Genomic DNA, 23,434 nt, shown 5'->3' on the forward strand with positions numbered 1-23,434 from the left:
TCGATGACGACGACCCAGCGCATCCTCGACCTCGCTGCGGCGGCACCGGCCAGCCACGTCGAGGATCTGGTGCTGCTCCTGGGCGAGGCGAACGAGCTGTACCAGCAGGGCCTGCAGGATCTGCACCAGGAGACGGCAGAACGCCTCGGTCAACTGGCCACCGCAGACCTGCTGGCCGCTGCACAGACCGCCGGCATGCCCTGCGATGCCGCGCAGGACCGTGCCGAGGTGATCCTGCTCCTGGCCCTGGCCAAGTGGGAAAGGACACCGGCCGCCATGGCCTTCATAGAAATGGCCGAGGCCGCCGCCCGCCGCGGAGTCTGCCTGATCCCCGAAGAGTAGGCCTCGAGCCGTCAGCACGGCCGCCGTCGAGAAAACGCTGTGCCGCGGGCTGGACCTCCCATGGCCCTCAACCGGTCCCATGCAAAGGTCGGGGCGCTGGTCAAAGCATCACTGTGCTCAAGTCCTACAGCACGGCGCCTCAGACGCGAGTGCAGGCATGGAGTGCATCTACGGATCTGTGGGCGTGCTGGCCTGAGAAGCACACCACATCACACGCCGACGCACCCAGGTTTGAGGACGTGACCGCTGCCCGTGGCCTTGGGTGTCGGAGGCAGAATCTACGTCGTGTCCAACTCGTACGCACAACCGATTCTGAGAACAGCGGACCTCTCCGAGAGTTTGCGCATTGTCGAACGGTTGCTCGGAATCGCCGATCTCCAGGGCCTCGAAGTCGATTTCGAGGTACGGGTCTCCTCGGAGCAGGTCCTTTCGGCACTGCTGGAACTGATTCCGGACGCCGAATGGTGGGCCGAAGGGGACCCGGACGGCTCGTCGGAGGAAGGGGACGATCCTGCGGCGCATCTCCCCATCCGGCTGCGGGGCTGGGCCATGCCTCCCGAAGCGGTGGAGCCGTTCTTCAAAGCGATGGGAGACAGCCCTGCGTCAGCCCGATGGGATTTCAACGCCTGGCCCGAGGCTCCTGAAGTGGGTCTGGGTGTCGGCGGTACAAGGGGTGCGTTCGTGACACTGTGCGTGAATGTCCGCGATGTCAATCTGTGGGAGCCCTCGGCGGATCACACAGTCTTCGTCCACGTCAAGCAGGTCGAGGCAGAACGCGCGCCGTGGCTCGCAGCTCAGGTCGGTCTGACAGTGATCGGCGACCTGGTGATGGCCCCGTACTGAACAAAGAACCTGGTGCTGCTCCTGGGCGAGGCGAATGAGCTGTACCAGCAGGGCCTGCAGGATCTGCACCAGGAGGTGGCAGAACGCCTCGGTCAACTGGCCACCGCGGACCTGCTGGCCGCTGCACAGACGGCCGGCATGCCCTGCGATGCCGCGCAAGACCGCGCCGAGGTGATCCTGCTGCTGGCCCTGGCCTAATGGGGCAGGACGCCGGCCGCCATGGCCTTCATCGACATGGCCGAGGCCGCCGCGCGCCGCGGAGTCTGTTTGGTCCCCGAGGAGGCCGGGAGCTGTCAGCGCGGCCCGTCGAAAAAGCGATGTGCCGCGGGCTGGACCTCCCACCGGAACTTCTGCCATTATTTTCTTTACATGCCGGGTTGGCCGGCGCACTGCTGAACAGAAGGGGACAGTTCTGCCATGACCTCGCACCGTGAACCTCGTCTGGCCGACGCTGCCGAGATCGCGGCTGAACACGGTCTGACGCCAGCGCGGATCAGCCAGTTCTACACCGAGCGCACCGAAAACACCGCCGGCACGGCGTTTCCCGAGCCTGTCGACAAGCGCGGCCGGGCGCGTCTGTGGGACCACGCGGAGGTCACCGAGTGGTTTTCGCATCGCTCCTCGGCGCGGCTCACCCAGCACAGGCCGCCTTCCCTCGATCCGGAGACGTTGCTGAACGCCTCGGACGCCTCGAGGTACCTCGGCTACAAGAACGCCAACCAGGTCAACACCTTCGTGCGGGACCACCCCGGCTACTTCCCCGAACCGGACGTCGTCGAAGAGATGGGCACGGCCGAGAACCCCTACCGCCGCCAGCTGTGGAAGGTGGCGACCCTGCAGGAGTGGATGGCCAGCCGGCCCGGCCGTGGACGGCGAGCCGGAGCCAAGCCCGCGCCGCCGCTGCCCGAGGTCTCCGCCGACGGTGATCTTGAGGAGCTGCTGGGGGCGAGCCAGGCGGCCGCGCTGCTGGGATACAAGAGTGTCGGTTCCTTCTCCAGCGCCTTGTCCCAGGGCAACCTTCCGCTGCTGAAGTCCGTCGACGGTGTCGCCGACTCAGGGCGCCAGAAGGGGCGCCGGCGGTGGACACGCCGGCGCATCCTGGACCAGGCCGCCCAGCGGTCCAGGAAGTAGCACCTGGCGGTGAGCAGACCTGCGCGCACCGCCCCTATGAACGCGGCTCCCGGTATGGGGAGTTGGTCCCTTGCGGACCGGGAGTCGCACGATGGCCGGCACGGCGTGGATCGCCACCACGCCCCGCAGCAGCACCTGCTGCTGCGGATCGGCCATCGCTCATGTTCCGACGGCGCGCGCGGATGGCTCTACCGCGTCATCCGCCAGTGCCGTGGTCTGCCCAGACCACGGCACAGACCATGAGGTTGTTCTGGGATCGTGACCGTGGTCGGGGTCTCGTGGTCGGGGCCATGGTCTGGGCAGACCGGTTGTGTGTCTTTCATGACCCGTTCTTCTTCAGGTGTTCCGGCCGCCGAACTGGCCCCCAGCCCTTGTGAACCGTTGCGCTTGCAGGTCCTGACCGCGCTCGCCCTGCACCGGATGGCCACGACCGGCCAGCTGCTCCAGATGCTGCGGCCAACCGGCTCTCGCCAACTGGTTTCCCGGGCGCTGAACAAGTTGCGCTCCGCGGGCTTGGTCGACCTCACGCCGCTGCCGGACGTGGACCGGCCGCGGACGCATGCCTGGTACCTCACCCCGGACGGGGTGCTTCTGGCCCGCGATCATCCCCTCCTGCGGGGGCGCCCGCCGTACCCCATCACCTCGGCAACGGCAGCGTCGCTGAAGACGCCGCACACGCTGACCGTCGTACGGTCCCACCTGCCGTTCGCGGCCGACGCACGCCGGCTCGGGCATGAGCACGGCCCGTGGGACTGGACTCCTGAGGTGGCGCATTCCATCGGTGAGGGCGAGCGGCTCGTGGCTGACGCCGTCCTGCACTACACCGTCGTCGACGGCGAACACCGGCGAAAGCTGCGCGCGTTCGTGGAGGTCGATCGCACGACCATGAGCAGCGAGCGCCTGGCCGTGAAGTTGATCGAGTACGCCAGACTGTTCCACTACGAAGCCCAGCCCGTCGGACGCCGCCGACCCCTCTCCACCGGCCCGGCGTGGCTGCGCTGGTATCCGGTCTTCCCCCGCATTCTCTTTGTCCTCACCGGTGCCTCCCGGGCCCGGCTGGAGGACCGCATCAGCGACTTGCAGGCGATGGTCGCCCACCACCCGCTCGTCGCAGCCCTCGCCCGCGAGGTGCAGCTGGGAGCCGCCGTCCTCGAGGACATCGAGGAGCACACTCCCTCCGGGCCGGTGTGGGTGCCGCTGACCGGGGGCGAGCCCCGCCCGTGGACCGATCTGTGACCACGTCGACCGTGCGCGTGTACCAAGGGGATCGGAAGTCGGAACCCGGGCAGCAAGAGAATGAACTCGGCGCATTCCCTACGACTTGAGAACCCGTTGTTCACCGCATGAGGACGGTGACGTCGCGGTCGGCGAAGGTCTCAAGGAGAACCTGGAATTCGGCGGCGGTGCCACTGCCAGTCTCCGGATGACCGGTCAGGTCTGTAATCACCGTGTTCGAGTGCAGCCATTCCAGGGTGAACGGTGGCTTGGCGCCAAAGCCCCCGCGCAGGCAGTCGTCCACGGCAGCGAGGTTCCATCCGAAGTACCCGCCGGGGCCGTTGATAGCTTCTCCCAGCGCGCAGTAGAAGCTGTTGATATCGGCGACCTGCCGACCATCCAGGGGGAACACCTGCCCTGGTGCAGCATCTTCGGGGTGTCCGCGACGCTGGTCCATGCGGGACCACAGCGCGACGGACAACCACGCCTTGCGGCCTACCGCGTCGAGGTCCTCCCACATGCCCTTGCGGTCGAGGTTCCCTGTTCGGAGCAGGTCCCAGATTTCCGCGGCCCCAGGGAGTAGTTCATCGCACCATAGGCGTACTTCGACATCGAACAGGCCGTCGCCGTGCACGGACGGCCTCGAAGCCGTCGCGGTCACCCCGTTGACGAAGTAGGAACCCATTTCGATGCCTTCAACATCGAGGAACGCCAGATGGGCCCCGCCTGCCGTCGCTCTTCGGCTCCCCAGATGCTCGAGGCTGGTCAGGAACTTTCCCTGCGGCGAGCACCCCAGCAGTTCAACCTGGCGAAGACTGTCTTCTCGAGGGTCGAACAACCCGTTGGCGTCCTGCACGAACCCCCAGAACTCGTCATCGTCCTCGTCACTGGTCAAGGCGTATTTACGTCCCTTGCCAGCCCCACCCGCTGGGTCCATGACACCTCCTGCGCGGGGAGCCTACCGACGGCTCCACCCAGGGGCAGCTGGATTCAGGGCAGCCAGCCTACGAAGACGATCAAGTCAACGCTCCACCGCCACAGTAGGTCGGCGGGATGGAAGGCAGGTTCTGAGCCTGGCGAAACTCCATCAGGGGTGGGAGAGCGGAGGAAGCAGACCGTCGCCCGGCCAGAACTCCGGTTCGGCGACGAGGCTGGTGAGGAACATGTCGACCTCGGCCAGGACGGCGGCGCGCTCCTGCAGTCCGTGGGTGATGCACTGGTCGGCGGCGGCGTCGAAGGCCCGCACCTGGCTGTTGGGGCAGACGCAGACAAGGGCGCGCCCGATCTCGGTCTATCCGAGCCATCTGGCTGCCTGTCTCAGTCAACCTTGGCCATCTGCTGTTCTGTCTCGCTTTTTCTGAGCCGCTGCCGCGCTTGACTGCCTACGGTTGTGCGACTGATGACAAGCGACGGGGGCAACGATGCGCATCGCGGTGACGGGGGCGGCGGGCAGCCTGGGCCGGCGGGTGGTGCAGTTGCTCGCGGACCGGGCCGACGTGGACGTCGTAGCGATGACCAGGCGGAAGCTGCCTGCCGAGGCGGTACCGCCGCAGGTGGAGGTCGCCGTTGCCGACTACGCCGATCCGCCCGCTCTGCGTGCGGCGCTGAAGGGCGTGGATACTCTGGTCTTCGTCTCCAGCGACGGGCCCGATGCACGAGTGCTGCTGCACCACCGCAACGTTGTCGCCGCCGTGGCGGCCGAGCGCGTCGGCCATGTCGCGGCGCTGAGCAGCGTTGACGCCGACATGGCGTCCCCGTTCTGCTACGCCGTCGTCAACCGGCTCACCGAAGATCTACTTCTGGCCTCCGGCGTCCCGTGCTCGTTCGCCAGGGCTTCGCTGTACATCGAGTTCTTCCAAGCCTGGCTCACCGAGGCGCGAGCGACCGGGCAGCTGAGGCTCCCGGCAGCGGATGGCCGGATCTCCCTGGTGGCGCGCGAGGACGTGGCCCGCGCCCTCGCCGCACTCGCGGTGGGTGAGCCGACCGGCCGTCACCACGACATCACGGGAGCCGAATCGGTGGACCTGGCAGGCATCGCCTCGATCGCGGCGGAGGTGTGGGAGACGCCTGTCGCCTACGTGGACATCCCGGCTGACACGTACTGTGCCGAGACGGCGGCGACTGGTCTGGATCCCTGGTGGCTCTACGCCTTTTCGTCCATGTTCGCCTCGGTACGCGAGCAGCGCTGGGATCGAGTCAGAAACGACTACACTCAGCTAACCAGCCGCTCCCCCATCGCTCTCCGCGACGTCCTATCAGCATACGGGTGAGAGAGCCGGACACCGCGGAGCGGGCAACGACGACGCTCAGCGGGGGCAACTCCCGTGACATCCGGCATGCGCATCACGTGGATGCTGGGGGCACACGGGTGGGCCGACTGCACCCTTGAGGATCGGCACGCCAAGGCCGAGTTCACCGCGTCCTACATCACCAGTGCGCCCGAGGAGTTCCTGACCGCAGTGGCCCGGCTCGTCGCAGGGGAGACGGAAACCCGTGTCCAGTTCGAGGCCGAACCGACCGCCTACCGGTGGATCTTCTATCGCGAATCCGACGATAGCTGGATCCGCGTGCTGGAACTGCGTGACGGCAGCGATCACGACAACAGGGGAACCGAGATCTGGTCGAGTCAGCTCGACATCAACCAACTCGCCCGCGCCGTGATCCGCTGCTTCGACGAGGTCGCAAAGACCCATGGCGAGAGCGGCTACCGAGGCAAGTGGGGCGAGCACTTCCCCCGAACCGAACTCGAAGCCCTCAGACGCCTTTGGAACGACCATCGGCATCCGCACGGTGCCTAGCCGGATCCGCGCCAGACCTGCGAAGGAGACCGATGAGCCAGATCAGGGAAATGAGCGAGCGCGAGTACTTCGCCTGCGTCGGCCGGCGTCCCGGCATGTTCGTCGGCACCGCCTCGTCGTTCCACCAGCTGACCGCCTTCCTCACCGGCTACGACCAGCACGCGATACGCCATGGCGGACAGGGGCTCACGGGCTGGCACGAGTGGCTCGTCGCCCGCCGCGGCCGCAGTTGCAACCACGCGTGGCCCGGACAGGTCCTGCATATCGCGCTCCCAGAGGGCTGGAACAACATCGCCGACCTGCCCTCCAAGGACGAGAAGCACGCGATCAAGGTCCTGTTCCAGCTCCTCGACGAATTCGCCGCCGGACGCGAGGCAAGTCCTGGTCCTCAGAACTCAGATTGAGCAAGACGCCGACCGCACCTGCGTCTCGCTCAATCCGAACCACCGCTGGTCACAGCTCCGACGTGGTCCACCTTCAGCGAGACGGGTCAGTACGCCTCCGGCGCGATGAGCCTGCGGCAGCCCGGCTGACGCTGTTTCCCGTGCCCGTGGGGAAGTTCTCCCGGCGGGCGGCGCAGCACTGCCCTGGCTCGCCAACCGGCGGCGGGCATGGGCAGGGAAGCCTCGGCAGTCACGCGCGGGTTCGAAGGGGGTGTGCCTCGCGCTGGGCAACCAGTTCGTTCGCCAGGTCACCGGGACCGGTCGCGCTCAGGGCCCAGAGGCTGCTGACGCGGCGAGCCAGCAGCCAGAGCGGGCCATTCATAGGGCTGTGGAAGGGCTGTACAGGAATGCCGTAAGCATCGAAGGGATCGGCGTCGAGATAGCGCAGACCGCCGCTGCCGCACAGACAGTGGGTGCTGCCGGTGGCTTCCGCGAGATCCGCCAGGCGCTCGGAGCGGCCTGGGCGGGTCGGGATCTCACTGCCGGCTAACACGTTCCCTGGCCAGCCGAGGACGGCGAGCAGGGCAGTCGTCGACGTCCTGGCGATGTCGGCCACGCGGTGCGAGGTGTCGAGCGTGTCCAGGACCTGGTCGAGGACATCGGACACGGCTTGCCAATGGGGGCTTCGGCCGTAGTACTGCCGCACGAGCAACTGGACCGTCCTGCGCGAGCGGCGGGGGTCAACGAGCCGAGCCTGGCTGATCAACGTCGGACGCACCTGGGGAAGGTGCGTGGGGAGCGTGAGCCACTGCTGGCGTGCGGGCTCATCCCGATCGGCGAGACGGGCCCGGTGCTGGTAGTCGCGGCGCGTGAACTGGACGTCGTCCAGGATGATCCACCGGTCGGCTGCGAACAGCTTGGCCAGCGTGGACAACCTCGGGAAGAGGTTCGGCTGGTGGATCGCGCACACCCCGCCCCGTGGTGGGTCAGGTGCCGATGAGGCGGCTGTCGAAGCCGGCCCGAAGAAGGCGCTCGTAAGCGTCATGCACCTCCCCCGGTACATCCTGCTCGACGGCGAAGCCGAGCTTCGGGTACTCGATCACCCTCTGCAGGTCGCCCACGAGCATGTCGACGACGAACTTGTCGTCGCCGATCGACTTGATGTAGTCGTCCAAATCCAGTGGCTCGGAGGCGCACACGACCTCGGCCTCGGGCCACAGCTTGCGGCAGGTCGCATACGAGCGGCGCTCCATGTACGGCTTGGAGACCAGCAGCAGCGAGTCCACCTGGACGCCGGCCTCGGCCAGCAACTCCCAGGAGAACGTGATGTTCTGGCCGGTGTTCGCGGCCTTCGGCTCCACGAGGATCGCCTCGTCCGGCACACCTAGGCCGAGGGCATGCTCCCGGTAGTGCACGGCCTCGCCGCGCGGAAAACGGGCCCGGGTGGTGGGCTGTTGCCGCCGCTGAACACCACGACTGGAAAGAAGCCGACGCGGTAGAGGTCGGCGGCCGCACTCGCCACGCCGAGGTCGTGGCTGCCCAGGCCGATCGCCGCCGAGCAGGGGCGCAGTTCGTGTCCCATCTGGTGGTAGTTCCAGATCAGCGTCGCGTCGTGGAACTGCTCGTCGGTGATCTGGCGCTGCTGGTGCTGCGGCACTGGCACTCCCTGGCTCATCCTTGCCGACCGTTTCGGATGCCCTCGATGTTGCGCAGCTGGTGGGCTCAGCCCGAACTGCCGGGTGCCTCCTGTGCGCCTGGTCGAGGACGGACGCCCATCATTGCGGGCCGGTGCATCCGACAGGTGGAGAGTTTCGGCGAGCAGGTCTGTTCCCTGGGCGAGGAAGGGGTGTTTCCCTGGCTGGGCCCGCGGCGGCGGGGAGGGACTCAGGGGCGTCCGAGGGCGCGGAAGGTCCAGCCGGCTTCGTGCCAGGCGGCGGGGTCGAGGGTGCCGCGGCCGTCGATGACCTTCGGGGTGGCGGTGCGGGCGGCGAGGCGGTGTGGGTCGATGCGCGGAAACTGCGGCCACTCGGTCAGGTGCAGGAGCAGGTCGGCGTCTTGGACGGCGGCGGTGGGGTCGTCGACGTAGTCGAGTTCGGGGTGGAGCTTGCGGGCGTTGTCGAGGGCCTGGGGGTCGGTGACGGTGACGTGGGCGCCGAGCTCGTGGAGTTGGTGGGCGAGGGCGGGTGAGTCGCGGATGTCGTCGGTCTCGGGCTTGAAGGCGGCGCCCCAGACGGTGATCCGCTGGCCGGCGAGGGTGCCGCCGGCCTGTTCGCGGGCACAGTCGACCATGCGTTCACGGCGCCGGTTGTTGATCGCGTCGACCTCGCCAAGGATCGTCAGGGCCTGCTCGACGCCGAGTTCTGCGGCGCGTGCCATGAACCCGCGGATGTCCTTGGGCAGGCAGCCGCCGCCGAAGCCGAGGCCGGGCCGCATACCGCGGCGGCCGATGCGTACGTCGTGGCCGAGGATGTCGGCGAGCTGTTCGACGTCGGCGCCGGATGCCTCGCAGACCTCGGCCATCGCATTGATGAAGGAGATCTTCGTGGCGAGGAAGGCGTTCGCGGACGCCTTGGCGAGTTCGGCCGTGGCCCAGTCAGTGACGATCGTCGGCGTCCCCGCCGTGATGATGTTCTCAAAGCACCGCCGCAGTACCGCCTCGGCCCAGGAGTGCTCAGTGTCGAAGCCGAGGACGAGGCGGTCGGGACGCAGGGTGTCCTCAATGGCGAAGGACTCGCGCAGGAACTCCGGGTTCCAGGCGACCTCGACCGCATCGCCGGCCGGCGCGAACTCATGGAGCAGGTCGCGGACCCGGGGGGCGGTGCCGACCGGGACGGTCGACTTCACCGCGATGACGGCAGCGCGCGTGAGCCGGGGTGCGAGCTGGCGGACAGCGGAGAACAGGTGGCTGAGGTCGTAGGCGTGCTCGCCGGGCAGCTGAGGGGTGCCGACCCCGATGAAGTGCAGGTCGGCGAAGGCGGCGGCCTCGGCGTAGGAGGCGGTGAAGGTGAGCCGGCCGCTGCGGGTGTGCTGGGCGAGGAGGTCATCGAGGTCGCGTTCGAAGAACGGGGCCTTGTCCGAGTTCAGAACGGCGACCTTGTCCATGTCGCAGTCCATGCCGAGGACCTCGTGGCCGAGTTCGGCCATGCAGGCCGCGTGGGTGGCGCCGAGGTAGCCGCAGCCGACGACGGTGAGTTTCATGAACGGGTGTCCCTTCGGGGTGGGGCCGCCGCCCGGCGGCCCCACCAGGACAAGGTCAGGCGGGCCGGGCGGCCAGATGGCGGTGGATCCCGTCCCGGATGAACGGCGGGATCGTGAGGGTGGCGAGGTGTTCGGGGGCGAAGAACTGGAGCTTGACGCCCTCCGCGAGGGGCAGCGTGGTCTCGTCGCCGTCCCAGGAGGCGGCGAAGAACGTGATCAGCTGCCCGGAGCCGTGCTCGTCACGGATCTCGAAGAGCTCGGTCAGGCCGTCGACGCTCAGGCCGGCTTCCTCGTCGAGCTCGCGGACGATCGTCTCGCACGGTTTTTCCCCGGGGTCGCAGCCGCCGCCCAGCACGCTCCAGTGATCTGGCCAGGCGATGCCGGGCAGGTCGTCACGCAGGTGGAGGAGGAGTTCGCCGCGGCGGTTGGCGATGATCGCGACTGCTCCGCGGGCGGTGGCCGGGCTGTCGGCGGTGGTGTTCTGGTGCATCGGGACACCGTAGTAAGGCCGTTGGGGCTCATGCGGCAGCCCTCACCGTCTGGTCATGAAACCAGGCGGCCGCCATGAGGGCCTGCATCCTCGTGCGGTCGAACCGCCCGCCCGGCTTGAGCCCGCCCTCCAGCAGCGGCCTCAAAGACCCGGGGGCCTCGGTCAGGGCGGTGTGGATCTGGGCGTTGGCCCAGCCTGCCAGGGGCCCGTTCAGCCACGACGGGACCGGGCTGGCGAAGCCGAGCTTGTCCCGGCCCGCGCAGGGTTCGGGAGCAAGACGTGTCCCTTCTGTATTCCCGACGGGAGTGAGCAGCAGAGTTCGCCAGCCCGTTTATATCAATCTCCAGTTGCAATTAAGGGACAGTGGAGTGCACACTCTCCTCATGAGCGACACTCCACGCGTCCGCGCCCGGCAGGCCGAGCTCACCCCGGCCCAGCGCCTGGAGCTCGATGAGCTGCAAGCAGCCATCGCTCAGGCGAAGGAAGCGTTCGCGCACGCCGCGGGGCGTATCGCCGTGGAGCTGGGCAGAGGAGGTAACTCCGCCGTCGCCCGGCACCTGGATGTCACCCCTCAGCACATTTCCACCCTTGCCCTCGCCTACAAGGCCCAGCAGGCAGACACAGCCAGCGAGGAGGAGGTGGCGGCATGACGAGTGCACCCAAGCCATCGGGCGTCCCGCCGATGCCCGAGCGAAACACCAAAGCGCTGCGCGCCGCGATCGCTCAACACACTCCGCAGCTGCTCGCCGACTACGACCGGCACTGGGACGCCGCAATCGGACAGCCCCGCTACACCGCTCCGGTACCGGCCTTTCTCGCCCGCTGGTGGACCGAGTTCGCCCTTGCCCGCGACCCTGACCTCGACCGCCACGTTCGTGAGCTGGAAGAGCGCGCCGCTGACGCCGCCACCAACGACCAGGCCCTGCAGTTGCTGACCCAGGCCGCCCATCTGCGCCGTGAAGCCGCAAAGGTGGAGCCCGGTCAGTGAACTTCGCCTTCATGGGCCCGCCGTGGCAGATGGACTGGGTCCGCTCGGCGCGCGCCGATCACGATGCGCTGCCCCCGCCTGTGCGCGCCCTGGTAGAAGACGTCCGTGCCGAACTCGTCACGGTCAAAGACCCCTACTTCCGCGGCATCGACAACCTGCCCGATCTACCCGAGGGCTGTTGGGTGGAACCCGGACGCTCAACCGTGCCCGACGGCCCGCACATCGCCTACTTCGACCACGGCCGCGGATGGCTGCGCTACGTCTTCATCCGCCGCACGACCGACCCGCAGATCATCGTCGAAGAAGTCTTCTGGCAGTAACCACTCCTGGTGGGGGCGGATGCCGGGGCCCTCAAGCTGTGGGACGTAGGCGACGGTCGCAGCGGGGCAGCCTACGCAGAGACGGACAAAGCACTGGCGTCCTTTGATGTCTGCAGTCGCCCATCGGGGGGGTGTGATGTTGGTACGGGTTCAAAGGATGGGTGCGCACTGCCAGTCGCGTGAACAACCCGGCCGAGAACCCGAAAGCGCCAAGACGCCAGGTCAGCAGCACGGCTGCAGGCGGATCACGTGAATCGACCCCGCCAGAGCCGCGACGCTTGCCCTCAGGGACGCCATCGCGCCGATCAGGAAGCCCCGCGTCCCTGTGCGCGTGTCCGTTCGAAGCGGGGCCCGGGGCGAGCGGAATCTGTCAGGCCGCTCTGACATCGGCAGCAGAATCTGCCGGGACAGCGGTGGTTGCGGTCTGTGGGCTTGGTAGGCAGCCAGCGGAGCTCCGCCCAGACTTCGTACGCTTCGTAGCCGAACATCAGCTGACATCCCCGGAGATGCTCGGGGAAAGCAGGCCTTCGCCCGGCCAGAACGGCCGCTCGGTGATGAGGCTGGTGAGGAACCTGTCGACCTCGGCCAGGACAGCGGCGCGCTCCTGCGGCCCATAGGTGATGACCTGGCCGGCGGCGTCGAAGACCCGCACCTGGCTGGTGGGGCCGACGCAGACAAGGGCGCGCCCGATCTCGGGTAGCCCGAGGCTGAGGGCGTCACACTCTCCCGTACGGACGAGCTGGACGAGGTCGGTGGTGACCGTCTCCCAGTCGCCGACCGCAGGCCAGCCTGTACCGCCGTTCAGCTCATGGGTGAGCGTGGACAGCGGAATGATCTCGCCCGGCTGGCGTCCCCGGGTGAGGCGGTCATGTATCCGGGCGCCGTCGGGCTGGCGCACCTGGGGGTGGAGCAGGGAGTCGGCGGCGACCACGGTGGTGTTGATCTCCTGGGTGCCAGAGTCGGGGTAGTACGCCTCGTGCGCGAAGAGCAGATAGGTGTCCGTGGCGCAGGCTGAGTCGTCGGCCTGGCTATGCATGGGCTGGGGTCCCTTCACCAGTAGTGACGTGCCGGGCGCGGATGCTGGGGTTGGCCGGGCTGCTCGCTCGAAGCCGGGCGGGAGCGGGCCCAACGGGCCTTCACCGCCAGGGGGCTGGTCCGCTGGTCCGGACGTTGATGCGGCGCGGGTGCGCTCGAGGGTCTGGGTGACGTGGTCGGCGAGCTGGACCATCAGCCGCTCCCGGTCGATGAGGTGCGCCGAGGCCGCCAGGGTGTCCTGGCCCTGGAGCAAACCGGCGGCATCCCACAGCAGGTGGTGGCCGAGTGCGGCCGAGCGGCGCAGTTCGGGGCGGTCGCTGTGGGCGGCCGCGTGAACGAGGACGGTGTGCAGGGTGGCGAGGCGCTGCAGGTAGCGGCATGAAGGGTCGCCCTCGACGAGGTGGACGTGTGCGCGGGCCCACGCGTCCAGCCGGCCGGGCAGGTGCTGGGCGAGCAGCGGGGCGAGCAGCATCGCCGGCACCGTGGCATTCGTGGGGGCACCGCGGCTGAGGGCGAACAGGCCGACCAGCGCGCCGATGAGGGCGACGACGGCAGCGGAGAACCGAAGGGATCCGGGGACGGTGTCCAGGACGAGGTGCCTGGCGGGGCGTCGGGTCAGCCAGCGCCGGGCGATGCGCTGCCTGCGGCTGGCCCGCGGGGCGAGCACCCCGATCTGATGGGGGATCTCGGGCTGGCTGCCGTCGCCGGGGACGGTCCAGGCCAGCCACCCCCAGGGGGTGCGTTCGTGGACGAGGACGAGTTCGCACGCGGGCGAGCAAGTGTGGTCGCGGATGTGGCCGGTGAACAGGGCGCGGGACCGTTCCCTGTCCCACCGCCCCGGGTCGCGGGCGAAGGGCCGCTGGTGATGCGCGGCCGCGGTCGGCGGCGGAGTGTGGACGGTGTCCGTCACAGGATGCTGCCTTCCATCGGGTCGGCCGCAACGGAGCCGCACGTCGTGCAGCGGCCGTCGCTGTCGGGGTGGGCGCGCCGAGGCGTGGGCCCCGGGCAGGTGCGGCACGGCGGCCAGCCGAGGCAGGTGGGGCAGAGGTCCTCGCCGGGGGCGGTGGCGGGCACGCCGCAGCCGGTGCATTCGACGAGGGCGCGATAGGTGAGGGCCTCGCCCACCGTGCGCGCGGCCGCGGAGCTGGCCGCAGGCGGCTGCGGGTCGTCCCAGACGGGCTCGTCGTGGTGGTCGGCCGCGAGGGCAGGCGGGGGGTAGGCCTGGGCGGCTCGCAGGCGGGCGGCGATGATCGCGCCGACCGTGGTGCGAACCGGGTGGGGCAGGGGCCGGGCGGCGATGACGTGGAGGAGCTGCTCGCGGCTCCAGCCGGATTCCAGCATCACCGTGACGACGCGGCCTTGGTCGGTCAGCGCCTGCCCGGTCAGCAGCAGTTCGGGCCGTGCCGCTGCGAGTTCGAGCAGCAGGTGGATCCCGGGGTGCATCTCATCCGCGGCAGGGACGGCCGGCGGGGAGGTCGGCGTGCGGGGCTGGTCCGTCCGTTCACGTGCCGGCGGCGCTTGGTCGCACGGACGGAAGGGGCTGGTGTTCTGCTGGTTGGTCTTCTTAACGATGGTGTTCTTAGTGCCGGGGTCAGCCAACGTAGGCTCAGCCAGTCCTGGAAAACCCGACTCTGGTGGTGAGCTGGGGTTTTCCAGGTCGGGCAGGTCGGTGATGACGTAGAGCGCCGGGCCGAGCGTGCCGTCGGGGTTGCGCTCGCGGGTGCGGTAGAGGAATCCGTACCGTTCCAGCTGGTGGAGCCCTGTGGTGATGGCGTCGACGCCTTCGCGGCCGCGGCGCACCAGTTCGGCGCCGGTGACCTGCCAGCCGTCGCGGTGCGTGCTGACGTACCCGAAGATCCCCTTCGCCTTGAACGACAACCGGGAGTCCCGGAACAAGCCGTTGGCGATCTGCGTGAACTGATCGCCCGCCATCACCCCGCGACGGATGCCCGCCGCAGAGCCAGCGTCGTGTTCGCCTTGGACTGCGAGGGTGGCGGTGGCGTCCAGGAGCGGGACGTCGAGTGGGGCGGCAGGGCGGTCGGTGATCGAGTAGGTGACCTCGCCGAGCGTTCCGTCCGCTCGCCGCAGGCGTTCGCGGATGAGGTAGCCGTGCTGTTGGAGTTCCTTCAGGCCGGCGCGGATCGCCTCGCGTCCGTCGGGGCCGACGGCGACGAGGTGGGCGAGGGTGACCTGCCAGCCGTCCCGGTGGGTGCTGACGTACCCGAAGATCCCCTTCGCCTTGAACGACAACCGGGAGTCCCGGAACAAGCCGTTGGCGATCTGCGTGAACTGATCGCCCGCCATCACGCCCCGGCGGACCCCCGCCCCGAAGCGGCTCACCGGACTGTCTCCATGGCGGGCCGTACGCGGTGTCCAGGGCAGCGCGTACGGCCCGCCGCGTGGGGGCGGGCTGCGGGCCTGGATGCGCGATCGTGGGTGACTTCCATACCGTCAGCTCACCCGGCACCCCAGACCAGAAGGCCGACCACCAGCCCCGACCAACGGTCACGATCCGACAACTTGCGCTCTGCACAAGCCTGGTACGGCCCATGGTCGGGCCGTACCACGCATCCCGGCACTGCTGCGCAATCGGTGCGCAAGACCGACTGCGCAGCCCTTCCGGCGTCCTGCGCAATCGACTTGTGCAGGCGACTGCGCAGCCCTTGTCGGCGTCCTGCGCACCGGTGCGCGGATCCTGCGCAATCGACTTGTGCGGGTGACTGCGCAGCCCGGCCGACATGGGGACGCGCCACTGCTTGCCCGACCGCTTCAGATGGCTGCGCAGCGCGCATCTGACGTCCCGGCAACCGCTGGGAGTTCCCCCTGGAGACAGGGCGTCGCGGAGTGTCGAAATGTCGTGGTGCGGTTCGTGGTCTGGCCGTACCACAGGCCGTACCAGGGGTTTGTGTCCCTTTCGTAATCGTGGTCGGGCCTTCGTGGTCTGCCGTGTGGTCTGGGGCGGCGGGTTGTCTCGGGTCAGAAGCAACGACTGGTTCTGACCTGGGAGTTCGGAATGTCTCGTGCCAAGCAGATGGCGGAGGAGCAGGCTGTTCCTGCGACCGCTGCGGGGGCCCGGCTGCAGCAGATGCGGCGCCGGGTCCGCCTGACCCGGCTGAGCGTGTGGGCGGTGATGGCGGCCGGGCCCGTCGCGCTGGCCGTCGCCGTGGCCAGCCCGGCGACCGTGGTCCGTGCGGCCCCCGCGACGAAGCCGGCCACCGTGAAGACGGCCGTGCCGGGCAACCCGTCCGGCTACGCCTCGGTGTTCCTCACCGCGTGGCTGCGCAGCCGCGCAGGCGACGAGCGCAGTGCGCAGGCCCGGCTTGCGCAGTCGATGGCCCCGGGCGTTGATCTTCCCGAGGTGTCGGCTGCGCAGCCCGGGCCCGAGGCGGTCGTGGCGGTGCGCAGTGCGCAGCAGGCCGGCCAGGCGTGGTCCGTGACGCTGGCTGCGCAGTACGGCGACGGAGCGGTGTGCTACTTCGCGGTGCCGGTCCTCGCCGATCGCGCAGGGGCCTCGTTCACGGTGTCCGCTGCCCCTGCGGTGGTGGCGTCCCCGTCGCGCATTGAGGGGCCGCCGTCGCCGTACACAGTGACGGTGCCGGCCAACGGTGATCTACCGTCCGACGTCGGGGAGTTCCTGGCCGCCTATCTGACCGGCGCCGGGGAGGTCGACCGCTACCTCGCTCCCGGGGTGCGCCTGGCACCGGTCTCCCCCGCCCCCTACAAGACCGTCACGGTCGATCAACTGCTGGCCGCCGATGAGGCGGCGGCCGCCGCATCCGTCCCCACGGACGGGACACGGGTTGGGGTGATGGTCCAGGCAGAGGCCCGGGACGCGGACGGGCGGTGGCCACTGGCGTACGAGCTCACGCTCACTGCCCGCTCCGGCCGGTGGGAAGTGTCCGCGCTTCAGTCGGGCACCGCTCAGGGCGGGGGCACCCGATGACAACCACCGTGCCCGGCCAGATGCTCGCGGGGAAGCTGGACGATCTCGGCGACGCGTGGATCACCATGTTCCAGGACTGGGCGACCAAAGGTCTGCAGGCCGGTCTGCTCGTCCTGGTCGTCGTCATCATGATCCAGAAATTCAGTCTGAAGGCCGGGATCGGCGCCCTGCTGCTGATGATCGTCGCGCTGGGGCTGTACAACTCACGCGACTCGCTCGCGGACATGTTCGAGGACGAGGTCAACAACCCCTCCCAGGGCGCACCCCCCGTCCCCGGCACGGCCCGCTCCGAGCTCCCGGTCTCCCGCGTGCACGCGCCCGGCGCCGGAGGCTGGCTGTGACCGCCGCCAGCGGCGGTCGGGTGGGCCGCTTCTACACTGCCGCGCGGCGCCACCCGTGGGTGCTGGGCAAGGTCGCCGACTGGAAGATCCCGCTGGGTCCGTACACGCCCGCGCAGATCGCGGTCGCCGTCGTCGGCGGCTTCCTGCTCATCAAGACCATCGGCTGGTGGTCGTGGATGGGGCCCCTCCCGCTGGTGGCCTGGCTGCTGACGATCTGGGTGGTCCGCCGCCCGAGGATCCGGGGGCGTGCCCCGATGCAGGCGGCGCTGGGCTGGGTGCTGTTGGGGTGGCAGCCACAGGGCGGCCGCATCGGTGGGCGGGCCGCCCGCGATCGTGCTGCCCGCCCCTTGGTCGGGGGTTTCACGATCGAGGACGTGCCCCGCCCTGTTCTGTCCACCCCGCCGCTTCGTCTGGCAGCGGGGGTAGGGCCGGTGTCGGGGGTCCAGCAACTGCTCAGCCGTGCCGGGCAGGGCGGGGGTGTGCGGTGAGGGTGCCGTTCCGTCACATCGCTGGGCACCTGGTCTGGTCGACGCACGGCAGCGTGTGGGCGATCTACCGCCTGCACCCGGGCCCGGATGCCCAAGGCCAGGTCGAGGAGAGCGTCCAGGGCACCTATGTGCCTGCCGCGGTCCGCGACGAACAACTCGCCAAGATCACACACATGGTGCGTTCCCTGTCCGGGGCACCACGGTTGTTCGGGCTAGCCGCCCAGGTCGATCCCGGCGAGATCGCCCTGAAGATGATCGACGGCATCGAGCCCGCCGACACCGCGCCGGGCACGGATCACCCGTGGGTGGAGAACGTCGAGGCCACCCTGGATCTGCTGGACGACCAGGAGATGCACCGCCGCACCCTGTGGCTGGCCGTGCCGCTGGAGACCGAGACCTCCGGGCTCCAGATGGCGGCGTCGCTCGGCTCGGCCTGGGCAGAGCTGGCTCCCCTGCTCGGCATGCGCCCCGACCCCATCGCTCGCCGTGAGGTGAGTGCCTATCGCGAGCAGGCCGCCCGGGTCGAGGCCGCGCTCGCCGGCGGGATCGCGTTCCGTCCGGCCCGCCCGGCGGAGGTCGTATGGATGATCCAGCACACCCTGCACCGCGGCGTTGCCGAACCCCTGCTGGCCGAGGCAGAGAACAGCGACCTGTACGGCGGGCAGCTGCGGGACGGGGTGCTGCGCTCCCCCAGCTACGCCGACCTCGGACAGGTACGTCTACATGAGGGCGGCATCGACCCCGACCTGGACGACGTCGGTGACCTCAAGAGCGCGGGCCCGATCACCCGCTCTGGCCGCACGGCCTGGTGGCGGATCAACGGTGGTTCGCCGCTGGGGCGGCGGTGGCTGCAGGTCGAATCCGACGCCGGGACCGGCTACCAGGCCCACCTGGCGCTGGCCGAGTGCCCGCCCGCGGTCAGCCAGGACGCCGCGGATCTGTTGGCCCAGCTGGAATCCCTGGACTTTCCCGTCGACTACACCATCGACCTCACCCTGGTGCCTGCGGAGAAGGCGCGGGCGCAGGTGCAGCGCAAGAAGAACGAACTCATCGACCAGGCCGACCAGTACGACGCCCGCCCCACCGGCATGCCCGCATCCCTCAGCGAAGCCGCCCGCGACCTGGGCGAGTTGGATGCGCGGCTGTCGCGTACCTCGGTGGAGGTCGAGGTGCAGTCGGTGACCGTGCTGACGGTGTGGGGGCCGACCGCCGCCATCTGCGACTCCCGCGCCCGCGCCCTGGCCGCCCTCCTCAGCGGGGCCGATTACCGAGCCGTGCGCCCGGCCGGCCTGCAGGAAGCCCTGTTCACGCTGGGGCTGCCCGGGACGGTGCGGCCGGGTGTGGTGCGGGAGTTCACTCAGCATCAGGTCAGTGAGGACTGGGCGCTGTCCGGGGCCTTCACGCTCGCGGAGGTCGGCGACCCGAACGGGATGTTCCTCGGGATCGACTTGGACTGCGGCACCACCCGCCCCGTCATGATCAACGTGGCGGATGCGCCAAAGCAGGATGCCTCCGCCTCGATGGGCATCGTCGGCGACCTGGGGGCGGGCAAGAGTGTCCTGCAGAAGCTGATCGCGGAGGCGGTGTGGGCGCGCGGAGGCTGCGCGATCTGCATCGACCGCACCCCGGTCAGGGAGTGGGCGACCTTCGCCCGCACCGCCGCCCGGGGCCGGGTGCAGATCATCGACGCCGCGCAGGCCGAGGTGTCCATCGACCCGCTACGTATGTTTCCCGGCCCGGAGGGCCGCCACTACGCCCTGTCCTACCTCACCCTGCAGCTCGGCATCGGCCCGATGAGCACCAACGGCGAAGTCCTGCACCACGCCGTCGAACACGCCGCCGCGAGCGAGAACCCGTCCATGCATCGGGTGCTTCAGGTCCTGGAGGAGATGGCCACGGGTGAAGCGGGCAGGCGGCAGGACGCGGCCGCCACCCTGGCCGGTCTCATCCGCGTGGTTGCCACCAACTCGCTTGCGGCGATGGTGTTCGACCCGGCGCTGCCGCCGGTACGGCTGGACGCTTCCACGGCGCACGACATGATCGTCATCACGACGGCCGGGCTGAAGCTGCCGCCGAAGGCTGCGTTCGTCAATCCGGAGGTGCTGCACCAGCAGCCTTTGGAAGCGCTGATCGGCCGGGCGGTCCTCTACCTGATCGCAGCCCTCGCCCGGCAGACCGCGTTCGAAGACCCCGCACGCTTCACGTCTGTGGTCCTGGACGAGCTGTACTGGCTCACCTCCTCCGCGGAGGGCACCGCGCTGGTCCACGAGATCCTCCACGACGGCCGCAAGCACGGTGCCGGACTGCTGGCCGGCTCACACGACGCAGCCGAACTGGGCCCGGACCGCGGGCTGATGGCCTACCGGGCCCTGGCCCGCACCGCGGACCGTGAACGCGCCCGCCGCGGCCTGGACTTCATCGGCCTCGACCCCGACGACCCAGAACTACTCCGTCTGGTGACCACCGGCCTGTCCCCGATCGGCCAAAAGGGCCGCGAGGGCGAGTTCCTGCTGACCTGCCCCCGCCAGAACACCGGCCGGATCAAGGCTGTCATCCCCCGCATCGCGCGCATCGCCACGTCCATCACGACCACCCCGGGACGCCGCATAACCACGCCTGCTCCTGCTGCGGTCGAAAAGCCCTGCGGCGAGAGCGTCGGTGCATACCCGAAGGGATACGCCTGATGCCCACCACTGCGTCGTCGTCCTTCCCCTCCGCCCGCTCCAGACGGCTGGCCGCCGTGGCGAGCGTGCTGACCGTGATCACCGTCGCGGCCGCCGTCGTCGCCCTGGTGGTGGGGGCGAGCCTGCGGGAGTCGTGGTGGCCGCGCACCGGAGCCGCGTTCGCCGCCGAGACCTCTTCACCTCGCCAGGATCCCTGCGAGGTGATCGTGGGACCGGCCAAGGAGTACTGCGAGCGCGGGGTGTCCGCCTCGATCTCGTCTCCTGCCGCTGCTCGGCAGGATCTTGGTGATGCGGTGTGGCGGCTGGTGCCCGCCGGAGCAGGCCTGGCGGCCCTGGTGATCTGGCGGCGCCGCAGCGCCACGGCGCGAGGGCGGGCCTGAATGTTGCGCCCCGACCGCGCCACGCTCCGCTCGGCCGGCCTTCTGGCGGTCCTCACCGGTGTGTTCGTCATGGTCAACAGCCAGGTCGTGTACGCGGCGAGCAGCGCCAGCGAGACCGGTGACCTGCTGTCCCCGCTGAACGTCACCAGCAGCGAGGGCGTGCCGATCAACGGCTACGAGCTCAATGCCCAGGGCGGTTCTATCTTCAGTTTCCAGGCGCAGTCGCTCTCGTTCGCCTTGTCTGGGCTGTTCACCGTGATCCGGTTGCTGGTCGGGTTGGCCGGGTGGGCGATCGAGCTCGCGTTCCGGTTCCCGCTGCTGAAGATCCTCATCAAGCCGGCGCAGCGGGTCGCTGACGCGTACGAGACGGTCGTGGTCGACACCCTGGGGCTGAAGGGGCTGTTGCTGGCCTGGGCGTTCGTGTTCGCCGCCTTCATGATCGTGCGGGGGCGGGTCGGCCGCGGTCTGGGCGAGATCTTCCTGACGCTGACGATCGCGGCGTTCGCCGCGTCGACGTTTGTGCGCCCCGATTACCTGCTCGCCCAGGACGGTCCGCTCGGGCAGACCCAGCAGGTAGCCGCTGAGGTCGCGCAGGAGAGCGTGAGTTCGTACGACTGGGGCGGCAAGCTCGCGAGTCTGGGTCCGTGCGACCGGATGGCCGGGGTGCAGGAGGCCAAGTGCCTTGAGCAGGAGGCTCAAGCGCCGGTTGCCGCCACTGACGTGGCCCGTCCGCTGCAGGACTCGATCAGCAACGCGCTGATCGTCAAGCCCTACATGCTGCTGCAGTACGGCCGCATCCTGGACCCGGCCAAGACGTCCGACCGCAAGGCCTATGCCGTCCATCTGAAATGGATCACCGGCGGCTACAAGGCAGGAGCCCAGGACCAGCAGGGCGAAAAGGAGGGGGACAAGGACACCTGTGACCTGATCAAGGGGCCGGCCAAGGAGTACTGCGAACGATCCATCAACCCCGGTGCTGCCGTCGATGACCCGACAGAGGATCTGCCCGCTGTGGGGTGGGTGCCGGGGCAGTCGCTGGGGGACATCGACAGTGCCGCCTTCAGTGAGGAAGGCCAGCAGTTCGCCGCGTTCCTCGAGGACCTCGAAGACGCCGGGCCCGTCGGCAAGGCCTGTGCCGCTTATGCGCAGAAGCCCACCTGGTGGCGGGTCGGCGGCGCCGCACTGCTGCTCGTCGCGGCGTTCTTCATCTGCGGCATGCTGCTGTCCAGCGCGATCGTGCTGCTGGGCACCCAGGGCATCGGCGCGGCTGCCGCGGCCGCCGGAGGGCTGGCCTTCATCGCCGGGATGCTTCCCGGCCCGGCGCGGCAGTCGGTGTGGAAGTGGCTGTCGATCTGGGGCATCGCGATCCTGGCCATGGTCGGGATCTGCGCGTTCGTGCCGTTCTTCGGGATCGCTGTGGATGCCACCATCACCAACGGCCCCGACCTGATGGTCGAACGCATCCTCCTGATCGACGTGCTGGCGATCGCCGGCGCGGCCGGGCACCGCCGCCTGCTGACCGGCATCACCTCCTTCGGGCGGCGCATGGCCATGCGGATGCGGTACGCCAAGGTCGGCGGCACCCACCTGCCCGGCGACAGCTCCGAACTCGGCGCCGCCCTGGCCATGAACTCCCCCGCCGCGCTCGGCGGATACGGCGGCGGTCTGCGCGCCTTCTCCGGCGGCGGGGGCCGGTTCGCCATCCTCGGCACCCGGCAGCGGCTGATGGGTGCGCTCACCTCGGTGTTCGACGGGGCGGGCATGCCGGTGGACACCGGAAGGGTGTTCGCCGACGCGAGGGCCGAAGCCGGGCGGGGTCTGGCCCCGGTCACTGCGGCGGCGGCCGCGGGCGGGCTGGGCGCACGGCTCGGCCTGACCGGCGCCCGCCTGGGCGCCAAGGGTGCGCACTGGCTGCTGATCGGCCGCCGCCCGGATGCGGAGAAGTTGGACCGCTGGCGCAAGCCCACCGCCGACGGAGACCCACACGCCGGTGGCTCGCCGGGCAGCGCAGGCGGCGGCTCGGGCGGCACCGGGCCGCGCCGGCCCGGCGGGCCGCCGGACCGCTACCGCAACGAGGACGGCCAGGTCGTCGACCACGCGACCGGCCGGGTGCTGCACGACCAGCACTCGGATCGCACCCTGCTGTCGACGCGGGCTCACAACCGGCTGGTCCGCTACCGCGGTTACCGCATCCTCAACCGCGGCGGCCGGCTCGTCTACGGGGCAACACACGGTCTGCCCGACAACGTCCGCCGAGCCCGGACAGGAGGCTCGCGCTACTCCCAGGATGCCCGTCAGCAGGCACGGGTGTGGGGCAACACGGTTCGCGAGGACGGCCGCGCCTGGGCGGACACGGGCCGTCACGTCGCCCAGGTGTTGCGCGATCACACTGATGACAGGGGCGGAACCGGTCCCTTCACCGGCCGCCGCCTCTCCACCACCGCGCCGGCCACCACCTCCGCTCGCCCCGCATCCACCAGCCCAGCCTCCAACAGCCGGGCCTCCAGCGGCGCGGCGCATGCGCCCCCGGGGGCGGCGCCGACGGCCGGTGGGCCTCAGTCGGCGTCGGCCCCGGTTCCCCGCAGGCTGCCCGGCGCCACCGGCGGTGGTCGGCGGGCAGCGCCCAACTGGCCTCCCCTTGGCGGCTCTTCGTCCGGACCGCCCGCTCCCTCCGAGCCACCTCCGCCCAGACGGGCACGGCCAGGTGGACCGTCCCTACAGCCGGACCGCACCAGCGGCCGGTCGCGCCAGGAGGCGCGGGACATGATCCAGCGGCTCATGCGGCGCAACGAAGAGCGGGCACGCCGCCCCCAGCCCGGTCCGGACGAGGGCGGTGAGCAGGAGTGAGGCCGGCC

Annotated in this window: 24 protein-coding genes and 1 pseudogene; 17 read left to right on the forward strand and 8 right to left on the reverse strand. The window is 69.6% G+C overall.

What is annotated here, in order from left to right:
- Positions 1-3: 3 nt before the first annotated feature.
- The 5 genes from QF037_RS50380 to QF037_RS50400 all read left to right on the forward strand — a co-directional run bounded on the left by QF037_RS50380 (position 4) and on the right by QF037_RS50400 (position 3,552).
- Positions 4-342 (forward strand): hypothetical protein, encoded by a 339-nt coding sequence (locus tag QF037_RS50380; protein ID WP_307038367.1) that lies wholly within the window; start codon positions 4-6, stop codon positions 340-342.
- Positions 343-627: 285 nt separating this feature from the next.
- A complete protein-coding gene (locus tag QF037_RS50385; RefSeq protein WP_307038368.1) occupies positions 628-1,185 on the forward strand; it encodes a hypothetical protein in 558 nt (185 codons plus the stop codon).
- Between the two features lie 12 nt (positions 1,186-1,197).
- Entirely contained in the window at positions 1,198-1,383 is a 186-nt protein-coding gene (locus QF037_RS50390) for a hypothetical protein (RefSeq protein ID WP_307038369.1), read from the forward strand.
- Between the two features lie 219 nt (positions 1,384-1,602).
- On the forward strand, positions 1,603-2,316 hold the full coding sequence (locus tag QF037_RS50395) for a hypothetical protein (protein WP_307038370.1): 714 nt from the start codon (positions 1,603-1,605) through the stop codon (positions 2,314-2,316).
- A 321-nt stretch (positions 2,317-2,637) separates the two neighbouring features.
- Entirely contained in the window at positions 2,638-3,552 is a 915-nt protein-coding gene (locus tag QF037_RS50400; protein WP_307038371.1) for a replication-relaxation family protein, read from the forward strand.
- 100 nt (positions 3,553-3,652) lie between these two features.
- On the opposite strand, the gene QF037_RS50405 is transcribed toward QF037_RS50400, so the two are convergent.
- Both QF037_RS50405 and QF037_RS50410 read right to left on the reverse strand, forming a co-directional pair.
- Positions 3,653-4,426 (reverse strand): barstar family protein, encoded by a 774-nt coding sequence (locus QF037_RS50405; protein WP_307038372.1) that lies wholly within the window; start codon positions 4,424-4,426, stop codon positions 3,653-3,655.
- A 192-nt stretch (positions 4,427-4,618) separates the two neighbouring features.
- On the reverse strand, positions 4,619-4,777 hold the full coding sequence (locus tag QF037_RS50410) for a hypothetical protein (protein ID WP_307038373.1): 159 nt from the start codon (positions 4,775-4,777) through the stop codon (positions 4,619-4,621).
- Positions 4,778-4,952: 175 nt separating this feature from the next.
- Between QF037_RS50410 and QF037_RS50415 the strand changes: the two genes are divergently transcribed.
- From QF037_RS50415 to QF037_RS50425, 3 genes are all read left to right on the forward strand, one after another.
- A complete protein-coding gene (locus QF037_RS50415) occupies positions 4,953-5,801 on the forward strand; it encodes an NAD(P)H-binding protein (protein WP_307038374.1) in 849 nt (282 codons plus the stop codon).
- A gap of 66 nt (positions 5,802-5,867) precedes the next feature.
- On the forward strand, positions 5,868-6,329 hold the full coding sequence (locus QF037_RS50420) for a hypothetical protein (protein WP_307038375.1): 462 nt from the start codon (positions 5,868-5,870) through the stop codon (positions 6,327-6,329).
- A 32-nt stretch (positions 6,330-6,361) separates the two neighbouring features.
- Positions 6,362-6,733, forward strand: coding sequence for a hypothetical protein (locus QF037_RS50425; protein ID WP_307038376.1), 372 nt, complete (start codon positions 6,362-6,364; stop codon positions 6,731-6,733).
- A 229-nt stretch (positions 6,734-6,962) separates the two neighbouring features.
- Here the strand turns inward: QF037_RS50425 and QF037_RS50430 are convergent, their stop codons facing one another.
- The 4 genes and pseudogenes from QF037_RS50430 to QF037_RS50445 all read right to left on the reverse strand — a co-directional run bounded on the left by QF037_RS50430 (position 6,963) and on the right by QF037_RS50445 (position 10,400).
- Complete coding sequence (locus tag QF037_RS50430) at positions 6,963-7,646, reverse strand: WbqC family protein (protein WP_373464019.1); 684 nt, start codon at positions 7,644-7,646, stop codon at positions 6,963-6,965.
- A gap of 52 nt (positions 7,647-7,698) precedes the next feature.
- Positions 7,699-8,387, reverse strand: a pseudogene (locus tag QF037_RS50435) (YdcF family protein).
- Between the two features lie 209 nt (positions 8,388-8,596).
- On the reverse strand, positions 8,597-9,910 hold the full coding sequence (locus QF037_RS50440; protein ID WP_307038378.1) for a UDP-glucose dehydrogenase family protein: 1,314 nt from the start codon (positions 9,908-9,910) through the stop codon (positions 8,597-8,599).
- A gap of 55 nt (positions 9,911-9,965) precedes the next feature.
- A complete protein-coding gene (locus QF037_RS50445) occupies positions 9,966-10,400 on the reverse strand; it encodes an NUDIX domain-containing protein (protein WP_307038379.1) in 435 nt (144 codons plus the stop codon).
- A gap of 383 nt (positions 10,401-10,783) precedes the next feature.
- On the opposite strand from QF037_RS50445, the gene QF037_RS50450 reads away from it, so the two are divergent.
- The 3 genes from QF037_RS50450 to QF037_RS50460 are packed head-to-tail and all read left to right on the forward strand — an operon-like array spanning position 10,784 to position 11,708.
- On the forward strand, positions 10,784-11,050 hold the full coding sequence (locus QF037_RS50450) for a hypothetical protein (RefSeq protein WP_307038380.1): 267 nt from the start codon (positions 10,784-10,786) through the stop codon (positions 11,048-11,050).
- Entirely contained in the window at positions 11,047-11,388 is a 342-nt protein-coding gene (locus QF037_RS50455) for a hypothetical protein (protein WP_307038381.1), read from the forward strand. Before QF037_RS50450 ends, QF037_RS50455 begins: the two co-directional genes overlap by 4 nt.
- Positions 11,385-11,708 carry a hypothetical protein gene (locus tag QF037_RS50460; RefSeq protein WP_266881645.1) on the forward strand — a complete coding sequence of 108 codons (324 nt, stop codon included), beginning with the start codon at positions 11,385-11,387 and terminating at the stop codon, positions 11,706-11,708. The genes QF037_RS50455 and QF037_RS50460 overlap by 4 nt, the downstream gene beginning before the upstream one ends.
- Before the next feature lie 487 nt (positions 11,709-12,195).
- Here the strand turns inward: QF037_RS50460 and QF037_RS50465 are convergent, their stop codons facing one another.
- The gene (locus tag QF037_RS50465) at positions 12,196-13,653 is read right to left on the reverse strand and encodes a hypothetical protein (RefSeq protein WP_307038382.1); all 1,458 of its coding nucleotides are present in this window, start codon (positions 13,651-13,653) and stop codon (positions 12,196-12,198) included.
- Positions 13,650-15,083 carry a hypothetical protein gene (locus QF037_RS50470; protein WP_307038383.1) on the reverse strand — a complete coding sequence of 478 codons (1,434 nt, stop codon included), beginning with the start codon at positions 15,081-15,083 and terminating at the stop codon, positions 13,650-13,652. Before QF037_RS50470 ends, QF037_RS50465 begins: the two co-directional genes overlap by 4 nt.
- Before the next feature lie 673 nt (positions 15,084-15,756).
- On the opposite strand from QF037_RS50470, the gene QF037_RS50475 reads away from it, so the two are divergent.
- The 6 genes from QF037_RS50475 to QF037_RS50500 are packed head-to-tail and all read left to right on the forward strand — an operon-like array spanning position 15,757 to position 23,426.
- Positions 15,757-16,686: a conjugal transfer protein gene (locus QF037_RS50475; protein ID WP_307038384.1), complete on the forward strand. Its 930-nt coding sequence runs from the start codon at positions 15,757-15,759 to the stop codon at positions 16,684-16,686.
- Positions 16,683-17,027, forward strand: coding sequence for a hypothetical protein (locus QF037_RS50480; protein WP_307038385.1), 345 nt, complete (start codon positions 16,683-16,685; stop codon positions 17,025-17,027). Before QF037_RS50475 ends, QF037_RS50480 begins: the two co-directional genes overlap by 4 nt.
- Complete coding sequence (locus QF037_RS50485; RefSeq protein WP_307038386.1) at positions 17,024-17,515, forward strand: hypothetical protein; 492 nt, start codon at positions 17,024-17,026, stop codon at positions 17,513-17,515. The genes QF037_RS50480 and QF037_RS50485 overlap by 4 nt, the downstream gene beginning before the upstream one ends.
- On the forward strand, positions 17,512-20,199 hold the full coding sequence (locus tag QF037_RS50490) for an ATP-binding protein (protein WP_307038387.1): 2,688 nt from the start codon (positions 17,512-17,514) through the stop codon (positions 20,197-20,199). The genes QF037_RS50485 and QF037_RS50490 overlap by 4 nt, the downstream gene beginning before the upstream one ends.
- Positions 20,199-20,579 (forward strand): hypothetical protein, encoded by a 381-nt coding sequence (locus tag QF037_RS50495; RefSeq protein WP_307038388.1) that lies wholly within the window; start codon positions 20,199-20,201, stop codon positions 20,577-20,579. The genes QF037_RS50490 and QF037_RS50495 overlap by 1 nt, the downstream gene beginning before the upstream one ends.
- On the forward strand, positions 20,580-23,426 hold the full coding sequence (locus tag QF037_RS50500; RefSeq protein ID WP_307038389.1) for a hypothetical protein: 2,847 nt from the start codon (positions 20,580-20,582) through the stop codon (positions 23,424-23,426).
- Positions 23,427-23,434: the final 8 nt, after the last annotated feature.

It is taken from the genome of Streptomyces canus, assembly GCF_030815415.1.
GTDB classification, from domain to species: domain Bacteria; phylum Actinomycetota; class Actinomycetes; order Streptomycetales; family Streptomycetaceae; genus Streptomyces; species Streptomyces canus_F.